Genomic DNA, 15,013 nt, shown 5'->3' with positions numbered 1-15,013 from the left:
CTGCATTTGCTCACTGCCGTTGTTTCTTGTTGCTTAATTCGGTTATTAGATCGTGTTTCATTCAATCTTTAATAGATTGCACCTAGACGTTTAGAATATTACTCTGGCAGTTTTAACCATGCAAGGAGAATGTTGTGTTGAGGTAATGGTCAACTTTTCTGGTATCCCGATACAACCTGAAGCAATTGTTGACTTTCTGAAGCAGGAAGTTCAGCTAAGAAGCATCTGTGAAAAGATCCTGTGCTATCAAATTATTGAACAAGCTGCACAGGAACGCCAAATCACGGTGACACCAGAAGAAATTCAAGCAGAAGCCAACCGGCAACGCTATCAAAATCGACTTGAAAGTGCCTCAGCCACATTTGCTTGGCTGGCAGACCAGTTGATTACGCCAACCGATTGGGAGGCTGGAATTCGTAAGCGCCTCTTGTCCACCAAGTTAGCCGAACGTTTGTTCGCTCAGGATGTTGACCCCTATTTTGCCGAACACCGCTTAGATTTTGAGCAAGTGACCCTCTACAGGATTGTGGTTCCCTACCAGCAGCTCGCCCAAGAATTGTTCTACCAAATTGAAGAACGCGAAATCAGCTTCTACGAAGCTGCCCATCTCTACGACATCGATGAATCTCGCCGGCTAAAGTGTGGCTTTGAAGGCAGACTTTACCGCTGGGGATTGAGACCTGAGTTGGCCGCAACGATTTTTGGCGCTCAGTTGGGGCAGGTTTTGGGTCCCTTGCGGGGTGAACAGGGGTTTGATCTAGTCTTGGTCGAAGAGTTTATTGTCCATCCCTTACTTCCTCGACTATTTCTTTAATTGCTGGTTTTTACGATCAGATCCTGAATATTCTGCCAAGTAATTGAGATATTTAAGGCGTCGTGAGCCATAGCCTAAGTAGAGGCGTATGAGTTGTATCCATATTTCATTTAGGTTTTCATAGCTTGTTGCCTTTTGGATTTCATCAGCCTGGTTGCGCAGATTATGATCGATGTCGTGAATAATTTTTTCAGCTAAGGAACCTTTTCCCCGTCCCCATTTGTCTTCCCGTCCAACTTGATAGCGCAAAAAGTTTTTGATCACTTCTGGACTTTCAGTGGTTTCTGCAACCCGTAGCAGATTGCGAAACTGTGACTCTTCTAATTTTTTATCGCCTGATTTTGTATACTCCCCATTTTCCAAAGCAGTCTCAATCCATTGCACTAACTTGTCTTCAGATTGGCGAATGCCTTTCTGAACCGCAAGTTCTTTTTGTTGCGCTTGGGTTTGACTCATACAGGGTTCTCCCGAACTATCTGGTGAAATTCGTCACAAATTCGGACCTGACCGAAGCCTTCGGAGATTTGATCACCAACTCCCCGAAGCTCTAGGTCCGCCAATTTTTCATACCAAACTGTAGGCTGTTGAGTGCTAAACAAATAGACTCCACCCATCTTAGTGACTAGCTCAACATCCCTCTGTAGTCCCCAAGCGGCATTCCAGCCAGAGCGGTAATCATAGCTGCTATAGGCAGAATGCAGTTCCAGAGTCGGGTCTTCGATATCTGCGAATTCTCGCAGCATCTCTTCTGAAATCACCATTGTCCGTCGCCACTGCTCACTCAGGATTGCATCCGACTGTAAGTCAATTGTAAAAAAGGTGCGATTGATCAAAAGGTTGGCGATGCCTTCATTGAAGATATGCCACCATTGCCAGCGTTCTGCCAATTTTTGATTAAAACTATCAATCCGCTGTTTTATCAAACCGGACGGGTTCGCAAGATCTTGGATCGCGGTGGCAATGACTACTTTGCCAAGTCCTCGCGAGGTTGAGCCTCCTAGCCGGAACTGATCACTGTTGTGGGCAATGAACTGGTGTAGTTGTTCGGCAAGTGCATCATTTTCAATCAGAATTGCACCTTTGTAGACCATAGGCTGAGGGTGCTTTTTCCCCTGGATCTCATTTAACACTTCAATGCTGTAGAGGATTTCTTCCTGGGCAGTAGCACGTCTGCGATTAATGCCAACTCGTGTCAGCAGTCGCTTGCTGACCGGGTGGGAGTGATAGATATTGCCAGTTTTACTGTAGAAGCCGCCGAACGGTTCAACGCGATCGCCTTCCAAATCATGAGGTTCATAGAAATGACCATGTTCTCTGGCGCAGAAGCTATCAATCAGGGAATCAAAGACTCCGGCTTTGGGTTTAAACCCGTCATTCGTTTTAGAACTAAGGGCGGTGGCTGGCAATAGACGCACCTCAGCCGAGCGTAATTCGTATCCATCTTCCCCTACTCTAGCAACGGCAGGATAGGCATTCTGGAAAACAGCGGCTCGATCATCCAGGAATAAGGTTTGGAAGTGATCACCTGTCTGAGATAAATCGATTTCTGAGCTATTAATCTGTCCTGCTGCTTGTGCCTGTTGCAGAATTTGACCAGCAATTGCCCCTCGAATCACGGTTCCAGGGATGTAGTCTCATTATTGAATTCGGTGGCAAATACATCAAACTGGCCGAGGGCATTAGGCACACCGCTATCGACGGTGATCACCAAACCCGTCGGTGGAACGGGTTCACTAGAGGTGAGAGTGAGAGTGATAAAGGTACCTTCCTCCTCTCGGAGAATGGTCGGAGTTGCTGAAATTCTAATTGCCATAATTTCTAGTTGTTGGGTCGTAATGGTCCGATGGTGTCAATTAAGCCTAAGTACTGCCTACGCAGCGAAAGCTCGGTTGAGTGGATTAATGCGACAATCTTCAGGATGATTTCAGAATGATTTCAGGACAACTTCTTAGGCCCTGTCCTCAAGACTTGTCTTTTAAAACTGCTCAGAATAATTGAATGCACCCTCTGAACCTACTGATTTCAAGTAATTCAACCCGCCTGATTCATCGAAGTCTATATTGCGCAAAGATACTCTGGACAGACACTTTAGCCAGTTGATTTGGGCAATACTAAATTGCCAATGATTGAGTTGATTAATGTAATTCAACACTCAATTCGCTTCACCACTGCTGAGCAGTTTTTGATCAGCTAGAGAAGTTAACTTTCGTGCTCTAGCATAAGCACATTCCATACACCCTGCCGTAAATTCTAGACAGTAACCATCTGGATGGAAACTACAGGTCTGTTTAGAGCAGCTTATACAGACTCTGTTTAGAGCAGCTTATACAGACAAGTTAATCTAGGCATGTTTTGGGTGCCTGTAGTTATAAAAATAACATCTCTAGCTTAGCTCAGAATTGCTTGATTACAAAGTTTCTGTAAAGTTATAGGATGGTGTATTGATTGGCACAATTTATAAATAAATCAACATCATCAATTTGAAGCTCCGTGATTTGAAGCTCCGTGATTTGAAGCTCCGTGATTTGAAGCTCCGTGATTTGAAGCTCCGTGATTTGAAGCTCCGTAGTGTCAGCATCTCACTGGGGGTGGGCAAGATATCCGCACTCCATCTACTGTTTGATTGGGTTGACTTAATTGGGTTGATCTAATTTAGCAGTCTGTGCAAAATTTGCACAATCCCTCAACTCAGGCAACGAGCTAAAAATCCCTCAACTTAGGCAATGAGCTAAAAATCGGCAAAAAAAGGGAAGCCCCATTCGGAACTTCCCGCCATCGCTGAGAGGATCTAAACTCGGTTCAGGTTATGCCGACGTAACACTCAAATTCAGCGTGTACTTGCCGCCTGTTCCGATGTCAAAATCGGGGAAGATCCAGCCGGAGCCACTGCCAGCCTTGGTCGGATCGTAGTAATCGTTGCCGATTTGGCTAATGCCGACATAGTAAACGCCATCGGTTTCAGCCGTGAACTGAAGATACGGATCATTGAACACCTTGAATAACTCATCTGGTGCCGCCTGAAAATCATCGAAGCTAGTCTTGGCTAGCTCTTTGCCGCTGGCGTCAAACACACGGATTTGAGCATATTGCAGCTTGGTGGCACCCGCTTGCTCTGGATCGGGATCGAGCGAATCCAGATCGATGGTTAATTTTTGCCCTGTGAGTAGATCGACCTTGTAGAGATCGACATCTTCAGTCCCATCAATCGTGATTTCTTCCTCCGGAGCCAGTTCAATCGAGTGCTCGGCAATTTCACCATCAAACGTCACGGTCGATTTGGCTGCACTCAGACCAGTGGCAATCTTGCACCAGCCAGGTATTGAACTGGTCGGCGTGGATCTGGCCCGTGCGGCACTGGGAGAGGAAGGGATGGACGGTGGCGGCCTGCCACTCGCTTGGATAGGTTTTGATCAGGTGCTGACAGGTTAGGGACATGATGTAGGGCATTCGTTCAGGAATGGGCTGTCAAAAATTGAAGAGAACTGATAGAACCTACGACAGCATAGTTCTGTTTACTCTCTAATCAGAATCAATAAATGCTTGGGTTGCTTGTTATCTCAGCAGTCCTTCTGAATTATTATCCCCCCGATTATCATCACCTCAAGAATTAGCAGACCGCCTTGGGAAATTTTCCAGCTTTTCAGTTGAGCCTGTATTACTAGCTAACCAGAAAGCTGATAGTTTTTTTAGGTTTGTCTTCTACCTAAAGATGTAAAGTGTTCGATTCGGGCAAATTTAAAGGTCAGTTTAAGAGTATGCTGTTGCTTTAAGAGTTCTTTCTACCCTAAGCGGGTTGTCTTTTAGGCGAGTTCAGTAGCTCTTCTATGCACCAATCGACGCACCAATCGACTTTAGGCCAAAGATGGGATCAGCAGCGCAACGAAGCGCTTTATTTTTACAAGAACGGAAAATATATTGATTTTCTCGATCTAGCTAGAGAAAATTTGCGTTTAGCCCGCGAGATGCAGGATTCTGCGCGTGAAGGCAATGCGCTCAACGATTTGGGCTTGGCTTACTTGAGTTGCCATCAGTGTCAGCAGGCGTTGGAGTTTCTGCATCAAGCGCTTGATCTAGCGGAAGCGGCCCATCACATCCAGGCGATTGCCACCACTCTGACTAATCTCGGTTCGGCCTATGGTACCTTGGGTCAGCTCTCGAAGGCAATGGAGCTATTTCAGCATGCCCTGCCCCTGTTCCAGCAGCTTCACGATCTGCCCGGAGAAATTTCGGCCCTGCATCAGGTGGCGTTGCTGCACACTCGGCTCGGTGAACCGAAACGTGCCCTGTTGATTCACCATCAGGTGCTGTCGCGTCGCCGCATGCTGGGTGATTTCTCCGGCGAAGCCACCACGCTAAACGGCATTGGGTTTGCCTACGATGCGCTGGGTGAACCGGAAAAGGCGCTGCACTATTTCCAAGAGGCCCTATCGATTCAGCGAGCCACGCGCAATCTCCTGGGCGAAGCTACCACGCTCAACAATCTAGCTTCGGTGTATAGCGATCTGGGCCAGCCGCAGCAAGCCTTGTTGACCTACCATCAGGTGTTGCTCACCTATCGGGCACTGGGCGATCGGCAGGGCGAGGCAACGGCTCTGCACAATCTCGGCTTTACCTATGCGCTGCTGGGCAACTCAGAGCAGGCACTTCAGTTCTACACCCAGGCGTTGATCCATTACCAGGCAACCGGCGACCGTCCCGGCGAAATTACGGTGCTGCTGAACATTGGCTCCATCTATCTGGAGCTAACCCAAAAGCAACAGGCGCGGGTCTGCTACCTCCAGGCAAAAGCACTAGTCGAGCAAATCGACCATCAACCGCTAGCGCGGAAAGTGCAGCAAATGATCGATGCCTTGTAGTGCCCAGCTGCTCAACTTAACACCTCCAGTCCTGCGGCGTGTAGCGTCTCGTAGGTGCTTGTCATTTTGGCTTCGGACGGTACAAACACAATGAATCCGTCTCGGCCCCTAGGCCAACACAGCCGCAACAACCGACTTAGCCATAGACCAAGCCGCAGCAAGGGCAACCATTCCCATGAGTTTATCCTTCGTTCTGAGTGATCCGTCTTAACTACCTATCCGAACTTCTCCGACTGCAAGTCCGTAAACTCATCAGAGTTTTTGAATTTCAAAACCTCTACGAGGGTTTCGGATAGGCTCTAAGTCCTTAGTCCTTAGTCCTTAGTCCTTAGTCCTTAGTTCTTAATCGTTGATCCTTGGCCGTCGAGCTTTAGTTATCCGTTCTTATTATCGAAGCGAGACGGCGAGATTTTTAGCACGGGTAACCGCTCACCCCGAAACACTTCCTCACTGGTTTGCCCCATGTCTTGCACCATCTTGGCTAGGGCGCGGCTCCCAATGAGCACCAATAGCAGCGGAGCCGTACTGAGGCTGAGCAAAATTCCAATTGGCAGTTTATTAGAAGTCGGCATAGGAGGAAATCAGGTCTAGAGTTTGTTGTGTGCTGCTGGGTAGCCAGAATTGCCAGTATTGATTGGGATTGCTTATGCTACTGAGCTAGAGACTGCCCTGCGCGCCAACATGCGCGAAACTCGTGAGCCTGTCTGGGTAGTGTTACTCAAACGAGTGCGACGATTGATAGAAACCGTGATTGGGCAACGAGTGGAACGCTGTTGATCTTTAACTAAGTATGTCATCCAGCGAGTGGATCACGGCTTCAAATTCGGAAAATCTATCGACGGGTGAAGCTACCCCGACGCTGCCAATAGTATCCAATCGCGCAAATCGCAAGCACCACAACCACAGCAATAAAGATCAGGCTGGATAGGGAATCGTAGTGCTGCTGAACAAGCTGATAGCGATCGCCCAGGAAGTAACCCAGCGTCAGCAAGCCACTCAGCCACAGAATCCCCCCTACTGTGGTGTAGGCCAAGAAGGTAACAGGGGACATACCGCTTAACCCTGCCGGCAGCGCAATCAAATTACGGCTACCTGGAACGAAGAGGCATATCAACACAGCCTTGCCACCATGCCTACGGAACCAATGTTTGCCTTTGTGAATGTCCTGACTGGGAACTGCTAACCAGCGGTGGCGTTGCAGCAGTTTTTGCAGTCGCTTCTCACCTAGGAATCGGCCTGCACAGTACCAGGGCAAGATGCTTAGCAAGAACCCGCACAGAGCGGCTGCCACTACCCCAATGGGATTGAGGTGCCCTTGGGCTACCCAAAAGCCAGCCAGAGGTATAAATAGCTCAGGTGGAAACGGCGAAAACACCATCAGGGCAATGATTCCAAGGTAACCAAGCTGCATGTAGGGCCGTATCCTTCCTAGAGGGGGTAACCATGCTATTGTGACGAACAATGGTCTTCAATAGGTCCGCCGGTGGGCAGTTCGGCGGCTGACCCTAGGAAGGAACTAGCTCAACTTGTGACTATATCTCACGGGCTGAAACCGAAGAATTGACATTAAGTACCTCGGCATAATTAAAAACCAGATTCAAAACCCTGCGCGGGCGGCGCAGGGTTTTGGGTTTTATGTTTAATTATGCTCACCTACTTAGTAGGACTTACGCTCAGCAATATTCCATAGGAAAAGGGTGAGCCTAGACCCACCCGCATGTTCACAGATTAAACTTGACGAACGCCAATAAAACGCTGATCTAAAACTCGTTGCTTTTGAATCAACTCGCGCTCGGTGACAGTCGGGGTGGTTTTGGTGCGGTTTGAGGAGAAGAAGAAGCGAACTGATCCGGCGACTGGAGTGCCGGTTGTGGTGCGACTCTCTGTCACTGTGGTGGTTTCAGTCCCGTCGTCTGCACTGCCACCGCCTGAGCCATCATTTCCAGTCGGGCTATCAGGGTTGCCAGGATTGCCACTCGAACCCCCACCAGCGCTGCCTCCAGCCCCACCACCACCATCGCCATCGATTGGCGCGGGGATATTGCTGGGAGGAATGATGACGGGTACCCCAGTGCCCACGGTATACCAGGTACTTTGGCCATTCGGTTGGACCGTTAAATAGCCGTTTGTGTAATAATGCGTGGTGACTTCATTGCTCACCACCGTTTTGTCAAAGGCTCCTGCGGTTTCGGGAACCTTGCCTTGACCAGGTTCGGGCGCACTGGGTAGCTCTGGTGTGGATGTCGGAGCAGGTGGCGTCACATCTCGCCATTGAGCGGTTACAGGATTGTACCAAGCGGCTTTGCGCTGATCGTACCAGATCGTAACTTTATGACGATTCGCTTGTTCATCTTTGAAATAGAAGGACAACTGTTTCGAGATGAAATCGAACGAGACGCCATCCCAAGTGCCAATATTCGTCGGCAGATTCACTTGCTCGGGTTGGGCGGTTGGATTATCGGTATAGACAATCCGAAATCTTGGGTTATCTGACAGATCATCGGGTGTATTGTCAACAAAGACTACCTCAACTGGTTGGATCACCAGGCGTTCTTCATCGTAGTAGAAACTCTCAACATGTAAAACCACGAGTTTGCCATCGGGCATGTAATGGAAGTAGGTGCCGCGATGGCCCCGTTCTGAATAAATGAGTTGTCCTGCTGCATTGTAGGCATCTTGCCCAACTGGCTGACCCGAATGGTCGTAGAAAATGTCGGCATACGAGCCATCCTGATCCGTCACACGAGACCTGAAGCCGTTTTCACCATCGGTTGCTCGCTCACTTGCCGTCACATAGCCTGCGCCACTCCAAGTCGAGGGAGCGACCCATGCAACCGGAGTGTAGGATTCTGGCTCAACCAGTTTGGCCAAGCTGACGGCCCCAGTCAGGTTTAATAATCCGGCTCCAGTTTCAGCATCCCAACCCAATTCCCCGATATCAATCGCCGTTCGTTTGAGAATCTCGATGACTTGACGATAATTGAGGTCAGGATTCGCCGCCCAGACGTGAGAAATCGCTCCGGTCACTTGGGCTGCCGCAATCGAGCTACCGGCCATCGTACCCACACCAGCGCCAACCGTAGAAACAATCGGCTGTGCGGATGTACCACCCGGTGCGACAATATCCAGTCCAGCACCATAGCTGGAAATCGCTCGGTAACCGCTGGGAGTCAATACCAGGGTGCCTGCCACAAAACAAGCAGCCTCTAGGGCTTCATCTGTGTTTTGGCGGGCCAAGAGTGCTTCAGGAGAACCGGGTGCCATTTGCTCTAAAACATCTGCGGCTTGCTCGGCTTGCTCGGCGGCTTGTTGCGCTTTAGTCCAATCTCCGGCATCGGCAGCCGTTTGGGCAAAATCACTCTCTGTTTCTGCCTGAAGTCAGAGTGAGACAATAGGGACATCTTGGTCTGAAAGACTATTGATTTGCCAAGCCAATTTGACGACTGTTAGGGCTTTAGTGGAGCCAACATTTTGAATCAGGCGAAAATAGAGAATATAGGCAAGAACAGTTGATAGTAGAGCCAGGGCAATCACCGCTATCACAACTGTAAAAGACGGTGTTTGTTGAGGAATGGTAAACGGCAGTGCCGGTAAAAGTAATACTGCTGCAGCGAGTTGGCTTCCAGTGGTGACAACAAGTGAGGGAACATCTGCTAGATTTTGTTTGATGTAAGGGGCTGCAATCGCATACATTAGAGCTGCCAACAATCCAGCTAGTACCGCCACGAGAAACGTCGGTGTCGCAGCAATGGGTGGCACTCCAATCAAGATCACCACACCGGCAAATCCCAAACCAAAGCCAACCATGCGAGTCGGGGTTAATCTTTCCTTGAGCCAAACTGCGGCGACAATTGTACCAAACAAAGGGGCCGTAGCATTCAAAATCGAAGTAAATCCGGCAGGAAGCGATACTGATGCAAAGGCTAGCAGTAAAAACGGAATTGCTGAATTGATGCTGCCTACCACAAAAAGTGGAACTAAGTTTTGACGAAGTTGGTGTAAATAATTTAATCGCAGCAGCAGCGGTAATAATACAAGACCAGCTAATAGGACGCGGAATTCGATCAGCCAAACTGGACCCAACACAGGGGCAGCAATCCGCATAAACAGAAATGAACCACCCCACAGGGCTGCCAGCAACAAAAGTTCAGCAATATCTGAGATTTTCATAATCAATCCTGTTCTAGATTCTGGTTGCCGGCTGTGATGCCTACCAAACTCAGCCGAATAGTCTAGGCTTCGGTGATCGCTGCCGATGTGGATGCTTGAATGGATGTTGAAATTACCTTAAGCCGCAGATTAACCGCACTTAAAACAACGTCAGAGACGTCTGAACCGGTTCAGGAGGATGAGCTGCAAGCGCTACCTGTTCGTGTTGTAGTAACCATTGCTTGCGATCTAATCCACCGGCATAGCCGGTTAACTTACCGTTGCTGGCAATCACCCGATGGCAAGGCACGATAATTGAAATGGGATTGCGGCCATTGGCGGCTCCGACTGCACGGGATGCGGTAGGTTGCCCTAATTGTTGTGCCAGCCTACCGTAGGAAATGGTTTGCCCATAGGGAATTTGGCGTAAATATTGCCAGACCTGTTTTTGAAACGCAGTACCTTGAGGAGCAAGAGGCAGGTCAAACTGTTGGCGCTGGTGGGCAAAATAATCGGCCAACTGGTCTTCAGCTTGGGCAAAGGGAGCGACTCGTTCGGCTTCGTGCCAGTCGGCGGTGATCTGCGGAAAATACCGCTGCCCCTGTAAGTATAGGCCGGTGAGAGATTGACCGTTAGATGTCAGCAGCAACGAGCCTACAGGACTCTCTAACCAGCGGTAGTACGTTAAGGGCATTTGCTTGCTCCTCTGCTTGCTTCTCTAGGGATTTCCAAAGGTACATGGCGGCATAGGCTCGCCAGGGTCGCCAGGTTTCGGCGATTTGTAATACTTGCTCAGGTCGCCCAACGCCTAGGGCGCGTCGTAGGCCCAGATCGGTGTGGGGAAAGGCATCGGGATAGGCCAACACCCGCATCGCAATATACTGAGCGGTCCAGTCGCCAATTCCGGGAAGGGTTTTTAACTGAGCCACGGTGGCTTCCATATCTGCGTAGCTGTCTATGTTCGTCTAAAAGTTCAACCCTGAACCCGCGTTTCTCTGCCCATCTCAGGTACATCCGCAAAAGCATCTGACAAAAGTCCTGAGCATCAGTTCCGCCCGCACCCGCCTGCAAGGAGCAGATCGCATTGTTGGCATCAGTTTCACCGGAAAGCAGAGATTCCACCTCAGCATCTTTAACCTCTTTTTCCAAACGAAGGATCAGAGATTCAAGTTCTTTTGCGGAATCTGCATCTTCTGCGGCGAATTCAAAGAGGACCTCTGCATCAGAGATCCCTATCTCAAAACCTTTATGTTTTTCAAGAGCTTTTTCTACCCTACTACGCTCCTGAACGATCTTTTGCGCATTTGCCTGATCATTCCAAAAGTTAGGATCGGATATCTGCTGTTCCAGCCGCGCGAGTTCTTTCTCTTTCGTCGGGCGGTCAAAGAAACCTCCCGAGCTGGCTTACCTTCTCTTTGATCGCTTCGTGTTTTTCGTGAATATCACTTAATTCCATAATTTCGATTTAATAAAGCAAAGGGCTGATTCGTTGCACGCCAAGAGCAAATACGGGAGCGCAACATTGGGAAATCTACTTGAGATGCCATCACAGATCTCTTTTCTAATGAGCGGTGAATTTCCGAATACTCTCAAAGATTGTTTTCCATTCGTCTCCGCATTCCGAAAAGAGCTGATCTGCCTCTCCCACGCACGGGAAACCCGTCTGCTCCACTCTGAGCGTACATTCACCTCCATTTTGTTTTACTTGAAAGATGGTCACCGCATCATCAGCAAAATTAAAAGGTAGATCTTTTCCGTATGAGCTATGTTTCAAGCACTTCAAGACAAGTCTTTCCGGCCTTTCCAGTTCGATTATATTTGCCTGAAGATGACGATCAGGCTCATCCTCATTTCCCCACACCGCTGACAAAATGCCACCGACCTCCGGGACTATGGTCACCGAAGTTGCACCCCACCAGGTTTTGACCGCTGATGGTTTGAGCAGGATGTCGAACATTTCCTCGGGCGATATTCCGAACGATTCTTCCCGTATCTGTGCACGATAACGAGTAATATCGCCTTCCGCCATTGCATTAACCGGTGATGATGCGACTTTGCTTTCTCCGACGGAGCGATGAAGTTTTGGGTTATCGGTTTTTTTAATTTTCGGATCCGCGGCCTGACCGTGTGTTGTTTCATTGGTCGGTAATGAAGTTGTTGCTTGCGATTCGGTCTCTTTTTTTGTGAGAGTGTTTTGCGCTGAAGAATCAAGGCTTGACTCTGTCTCCTTAAATCCCCCGTCAACCCCATTTGATGAGGGCTGAGATGGAGTGGGCTCGCTCGATCGGCTATCAAAACCCGAAGGCGGGGTGGATTCCGAACTATTCGAGGAGGTTTCCACCGAGTTGTAGTGGAAGTATCGGCGCAGTCCCTCAAAAGTGTTTTTCCACGCGCTAGCGGTGGACTCAAAATCATCTTCATCCACCATATCTTCATCTTCCAATATATGGATTATACGAAGCATACACCCATCGGGTATATCTTCAATAATAAATTCTGTACGTGTCCCCATTGGCTGAGGAAACTCGCTATCCTCGGTTAACAACACCCCCTCACCCAACACAAATCCTTTCGGCGGATGGATCTCTAAAAGTTTGTAAGAATTTACAAACTCGGCCCCCCCCTAGCAACCTTCACCGATTTGCAGCGAGTGGCGCTAGTAGAAAAGTATTCCCAAGTTGCGTCAGTTAATTCTAAAGCCACGAACAATAGCCAAACGATTCACTGTGGTGACATTGAAACCAACTACAGCCTTGAGAAGGCACTGAAGGTGCGTCGCTCGGCTCAGATGTTAGTACGCTATGCCGAACAGTTGCCTCCAGCTCAGCGAGACCAGATTATCTACCGCTTTCCCAAAATGGTGCTGGGTGTTGGTGCTCAGGAATGTGAGTTCCTACGGCAGCGCTACGAAACCTTTAAGCCCCATTTTGCCGGCATGCAGCTTTTAGACAAGGCCGAAATTGCCGCTATAGAACCCAGTGTAGTCAAGGTAAATGGACAAGACCGACCGGAAGAATTAGTTGCCCTTGCAGTGCTGGATGAGTATACGGCGATTAACTATGGTACATTAGCCCAATCGTTTATTGAACAGGCGCGAACTAGCGACAAAACTGTGGATTTGAAATTGGGCTATCCGGTACAGACGATTGAGCCAGTGGGCGAGAACTACCGAGTTACAACCGCTGCAGAAACAATGCTGGCTCGATTCGTGGTGGTATCGGCAGGAGGCCACAGTCTGCTGTTTGCTCATCGCATGGGCATCGGCTTGGAGTATGCCTGTCTGCCCATTGCGGGCAATTTCTACTTCACGCCCCAAGTGCTCAACGGCAAGGTCTACACGGTACAGAACGATAAACTCCCCTTTGCGGCAATTCACGGTGATCCAGACATCACCATGCCCAACAAAACTCGCTTTGGTCCGACAGCACTGCCCTTACCGCTACTAGAGCGTCATAATCTACAAACGCTGATTGATTATCTGGAAGTGCTGAAGCTTGACCAGACCGTGACGGGTGTTCTGTGGGATTTGTTTAAGGTACGCGATATTCGCAATTATATTTTCAAAAATATCGCTTTCGAGATGCCGGTCGTGAATCGGCGTTTGTTCCTAAACGATGCTCGCAAAATTGTGCCGTCATTGCAGCTAGAAGATCTGGAATTTGCCCAAGGTGTAGGCGGTGTGCGCCCTCAGTTGATTGATCGGACGCAACGCAAATTGATTTTAGGGCAGGCCGAGATCGATCCCGGTAATGGCATTCGCTTCAATATTACGCCTTCACCCGGAGCAACTACCTGCTTGGGCAATGCTGAACAGGATATTTTGCGGATTCAGCAGCACTTGGGCTGTAAATTCGACCGCACCTGGTTTGAAGCGGAATCAATCGCTGTATCTTGAGCTGGGTCTGCAACTGGGGCTTAAACGACTGGGGCTTAAACAACTGGGGCTTAAACGGGACTAACCGCTTGTTCGGGCTGGAGAAACCTTGAGTTGACTAGATTGTGGTAGGTTTCAAGGTAAGTTGGCCAACGGTCAATCGCTCGGTTCAACTCTTGCAATCGCCCGCTTGAGGTGCTGCTTTGGAGCAGATGGTCGAAATTGGCGGCAAACAGGATAGCCGGTTGTTCCTCTTGTTCAGAGGTCTGCCAGTTGACCTCCGCGATGTCTAAATTGAGCTGCGCCTGCTTCAGGGTATAACTCAAGCGAAACGTCGCCCGTGGAGGTGTTTCTCCGAAGCTATGCCAAGGGCCAGGAGCCAGCAGTGTGTTTGTCAGGTAATGGTGGACTGTTTCTCCCATTAAGGATTTTGATGCAGGAATGTGTTGATCTCGTCTAGTTCCGCCTCACGCAGACGAAACTCTGCGGCCCCAATGATTCCGTCCACCTGTTTGGCGTTGCGTCCACCCATAATTGCTGCCGTCACAGCTGGATGCCGCAATGTCCAGGCAATGGCGACTTCAGCGGGTGAGCGTCCGTGGCGCTGGCCAATTTGTCGCAGCAATTCAACTAGATTCAAATTACGCGATAGGCGCGGTTCCTGAAATTCCGTGCTGGTTTTGCGCCAGTCGTTGTCTGGTAAATTGGCAATCCGTTCTTTGGTCATTGCCCCAGTTAGTAATCCCGATTGCATTGGCGAGTAAACAATCACGCCAATATTTCGCTCCAAGTCTAGCGCCCGCTGAATTGCCGCAATCGAATCCTGATCATCTTGTGACCTCCAGCCAAACTGCCAGTTACCACCGCCAATTGCCCAGCACCATAGCCAATCGGAGTAATCTGTAGACTGAGCTGCCAAGTTGTTTTGTCTGCATGATAAATTCCCGGGTGGTTTGCTAAGTTTGTGTCATCAGAAGTAACTTTACCTGTCACTCAATCTAGTTTCAATCTATCTTCATTGATTAACTGAGATCCTGCGCCATGACAAGATAAAGTGAATCAATTTATAGATAGACTCAGTATGAGTTAGGAATGGTGGATTTGTGGAGCTAAGGGTTCAATCAATCGCATCCGGATCGATACCTTGTGCTTGCAATACTAAGTTGGTGCCTCGGCTGAGCTTCGTCAAGCGCCCTGCACCGACTATCCTGATTAGCTGAGTAAGCCGCGTAGGCGAGTTTGGCCTGTGTAGGCGCGGCTTACTCCAGAGTGTTGTCGATCAGCTGTTGATGGCTCCTGTGATAATCGCTCGACGCGATC

The 15,013-nt window shown here is 49.2% G+C and carries 17 protein-coding genes and 2 pseudogenes; 5 read left to right on the top strand and 14 right to left on the bottom strand.

Translation table 11 applies throughout. From position 1 onward, the window contains the following. Nucleotides 1-145: 145 nt before the first annotated feature. Complete coding sequence (locus JVX88_RS27055) at nt 146-814, top strand: peptidylprolyl isomerase (protein WP_211621685.1); 669 nt, start codon at nt 146-148, stop codon at nt 812-814. On the opposite strand, the gene JVX88_RS27050 is transcribed toward JVX88_RS27055, so the two are convergent. From JVX88_RS27050 to JVX88_RS27035, 4 genes are all read right to left on the bottom strand, one after another. Continuing rightward, nucleotides 803-1,270, bottom strand: a complete 468-nt coding sequence (locus JVX88_RS27050; RefSeq protein ID WP_211621684.1) for a hypothetical protein — start codon at nt 1,268-1,270, stop codon at nt 803-805. The genes JVX88_RS27055 and JVX88_RS27050 overlap by 12 nt on opposite strands. Next, nucleotides 1,267-2,430, bottom strand: coding sequence for a CRISPR-associated RAMP protein Csx10 (gene csx10, locus JVX88_RS27045; RefSeq protein WP_211621683.1), 1,164 nt, complete (start codon nt 2,428-2,430; stop codon nt 1,267-1,269). Before csx10 ends, JVX88_RS27050 begins: the two co-directional genes overlap by 4 nt. Beyond that, nucleotides 2,427-2,627: a hypothetical protein gene (locus tag JVX88_RS27040; RefSeq protein WP_211621682.1), complete on the bottom strand. Its 201-nt coding sequence runs from the start codon at nt 2,625-2,627 to the stop codon at nt 2,427-2,429. The genes csx10 and JVX88_RS27040 overlap by 4 nt, the downstream gene beginning before the upstream one ends. Before the next feature lie 991 nt (nt 2,628-3,618). Continuing rightward, nucleotides 3,619-4,083: a PPC domain-containing protein gene (locus JVX88_RS27035; RefSeq protein ID WP_211621681.1), complete on the bottom strand. Its 465-nt coding sequence runs from the start codon at nt 4,081-4,083 to the stop codon at nt 3,619-3,621. 25 nt (nt 4,084-4,108) lie between these two features. On the opposite strand from JVX88_RS27035, the gene JVX88_RS41145 reads away from it, so the two are divergent. Beyond that, nucleotides 4,109-4,243 carry a hypothetical protein gene (locus JVX88_RS41145; protein ID WP_263975266.1) on the top strand — a complete coding sequence of 45 codons (135 nt, stop codon included), beginning with the start codon at nt 4,109-4,111 and terminating at the stop codon, nt 4,241-4,243. Between the two features lie 395 nt (nt 4,244-4,638). Next, nucleotides 4,639-5,670 (top strand): tetratricopeptide repeat protein, encoded by a 1,032-nt coding sequence (locus JVX88_RS27030; RefSeq protein ID WP_211621680.1) that lies wholly within the window; start codon nt 4,639-4,641, stop codon nt 5,668-5,670. A 374-nt stretch (nt 5,671-6,044) separates the two neighbouring features. Here the strand turns inward: JVX88_RS27030 and JVX88_RS27025 are convergent, their stop codons facing one another. After that, a complete protein-coding gene (locus tag JVX88_RS27025; RefSeq protein WP_211621679.1) occupies nt 6,045-6,242 on the bottom strand; it encodes a hypothetical protein in 198 nt (65 codons plus the stop codon). 85 nt (nt 6,243-6,327) lie between these two features. Between JVX88_RS27025 and JVX88_RS44445 the strand changes: the two are divergent. After that, nucleotides 6,328-6,441 (top strand): annotated as a pseudogene (locus JVX88_RS44445) (IS982 family transposase); the annotation flags it as partial. 61 nt (nt 6,442-6,502) lie between these two features. Here the strand turns inward: JVX88_RS44445 and JVX88_RS27020 are convergent. The 7 genes and pseudogenes from JVX88_RS27020 to JVX88_RS26995 all read right to left on the bottom strand — a co-directional run bounded on the left by JVX88_RS27020 (nt 6,503) and on the right by JVX88_RS26995 (nt 12,262). Then, a complete protein-coding gene (locus tag JVX88_RS27020) occupies nt 6,503-7,081 on the bottom strand; it encodes a DedA family protein (protein ID WP_211621678.1) in 579 nt (192 codons plus the stop codon). A 317-nt stretch (nt 7,082-7,398) separates the two neighbouring features. Continuing rightward, a complete protein-coding gene (locus JVX88_RS27015; protein WP_211621677.1) occupies nt 7,399-8,934 on the bottom strand; it encodes a S8 family serine peptidase in 1,536 nt (511 codons plus the stop codon). A 114-nt stretch (nt 8,935-9,048) separates the two neighbouring features. Then, nucleotides 9,049-9,840, bottom strand: a complete 792-nt coding sequence (locus JVX88_RS27010) for a DMT family transporter (RefSeq protein WP_211621676.1) — start codon at nt 9,838-9,840, stop codon at nt 9,049-9,051. Between the two features lie 139 nt (nt 9,841-9,979). Continuing rightward, a complete protein-coding gene (locus JVX88_RS27005; protein WP_211621675.1) occupies nt 9,980-10,513 on the bottom strand; it encodes a methylated-DNA--[protein]-cysteine S-methyltransferase in 534 nt (177 codons plus the stop codon). Continuing rightward, nucleotides 10,452-10,748 carry a hypothetical protein gene (locus JVX88_RS39160; RefSeq protein WP_263975265.1) on the bottom strand — a complete coding sequence of 99 codons (297 nt, stop codon included), beginning with the start codon at nt 10,746-10,748 and terminating at the stop codon, nt 10,452-10,454. Before JVX88_RS39160 ends, JVX88_RS27005 begins: the two co-directional genes overlap by 62 nt. A 31-nt stretch (nt 10,749-10,779) precedes the next feature. After that, nucleotides 10,780-11,175: pseudogene (locus tag JVX88_RS44440) on the bottom strand (PCRF domain-containing protein); the annotation flags it as partial. A gap of 205 nt (nt 11,176-11,380) precedes the next feature. After that, on the bottom strand, nt 11,381-12,262 hold the full coding sequence (locus tag JVX88_RS26995) for an SRPBCC family protein (RefSeq protein ID WP_211621674.1): 882 nt from the start codon (nt 12,260-12,262) through the stop codon (nt 11,381-11,383). 207 nt (nt 12,263-12,469) lie between these two features. On the opposite strand from JVX88_RS26995, the gene JVX88_RS26990 reads away from it, so the two are divergent. Then, complete coding sequence (locus JVX88_RS26990) at nt 12,470-13,714, top strand: FAD-dependent oxidoreductase (protein WP_410503733.1); 1,245 nt, start codon at nt 12,470-12,472, stop codon at nt 13,712-13,714. A gap of 50 nt (nt 13,715-13,764) precedes the next feature. Here the strand turns inward: JVX88_RS26990 and JVX88_RS26985 are convergent, their stop codons facing one another. Then, complete coding sequence (locus JVX88_RS26985; RefSeq protein ID WP_211621673.1) at nt 13,765-14,115, bottom strand: hypothetical protein; 351 nt, start codon at nt 14,113-14,115, stop codon at nt 13,765-13,767. Continuing rightward, nucleotides 14,115-14,612, bottom strand: a complete 498-nt coding sequence (locus tag JVX88_RS26980) for an aldo/keto reductase (protein WP_211621672.1) — start codon at nt 14,610-14,612, stop codon at nt 14,115-14,117. Before JVX88_RS26980 ends, JVX88_RS26985 begins: the two co-directional genes overlap by 1 nt. Nucleotides 14,613-15,013: the final 401 nt, after the last annotated feature.

The organism is Leptolyngbya sp. 7M (assembly GCF_018128485.1).
This window is presented reverse-complemented; position numbering and strand designations above follow the sequence as displayed.

Coding starts and splice junctions, on each gene's coding strand:
- JVX88_RS27055 (WP_211621685.1), top strand. CDS start 146: ATGGTCAACTTTTCTGGTATCCCGATACAACCTGAAGCAATTGTTGAC.
- JVX88_RS27050 (WP_211621684.1), bottom strand. CDS start 1,270: ATGAGTCAAACCCAAGCGCAACAAAAAGAACTTGCGGTTCAGAAAGGC.
- JVX88_RS27040 (WP_211621682.1), bottom strand. CDS start 2,627: ATGGCAATTAGAATTTCAGCAACTCCGACCATTCTCCGAGAGGAGGAA.
- JVX88_RS27030 (WP_211621680.1), top strand. CDS start 4,639: ATGCACCAATCGACGCACCAATCGACTTTAGGCCAAAGATGGGATCAG.
- JVX88_RS27025 (WP_211621679.1), bottom strand. CDS start 6,242: ATGCCGACTTCTAATAAACTGCCAATTGGAATTTTGCTCAGCCTCAGT.
- JVX88_RS27020 (WP_211621678.1), bottom strand. CDS start 7,081: ATGCAGCTTGGTTACCTTGGAATCATTGCCCTGATGGTGTTTTCGCCG.
- JVX88_RS27015 (WP_211621677.1), bottom strand. CDS start 8,934: ATGGCACCCGGTTCTCCTGAAGCACTCTTGGCCCGCCAAAACACAGAT.
- JVX88_RS27010 (WP_211621676.1), bottom strand. CDS start 9,840: ATGAAAATCTCAGATATTGCTGAACTTTTGTTGCTGGCAGCCCTGTGG.
- JVX88_RS27005 (WP_211621675.1), bottom strand. CDS start 10,513: ATGCCCTTAACGTACTACCGCTGGTTAGAGAGTCCTGTAGGCTCGTTG.
- JVX88_RS26985 (WP_211621673.1), bottom strand. CDS start 14,115: ATGGGAGAAACAGTCCACCATTACCTGACAAACACACTGCTGGCTCCT.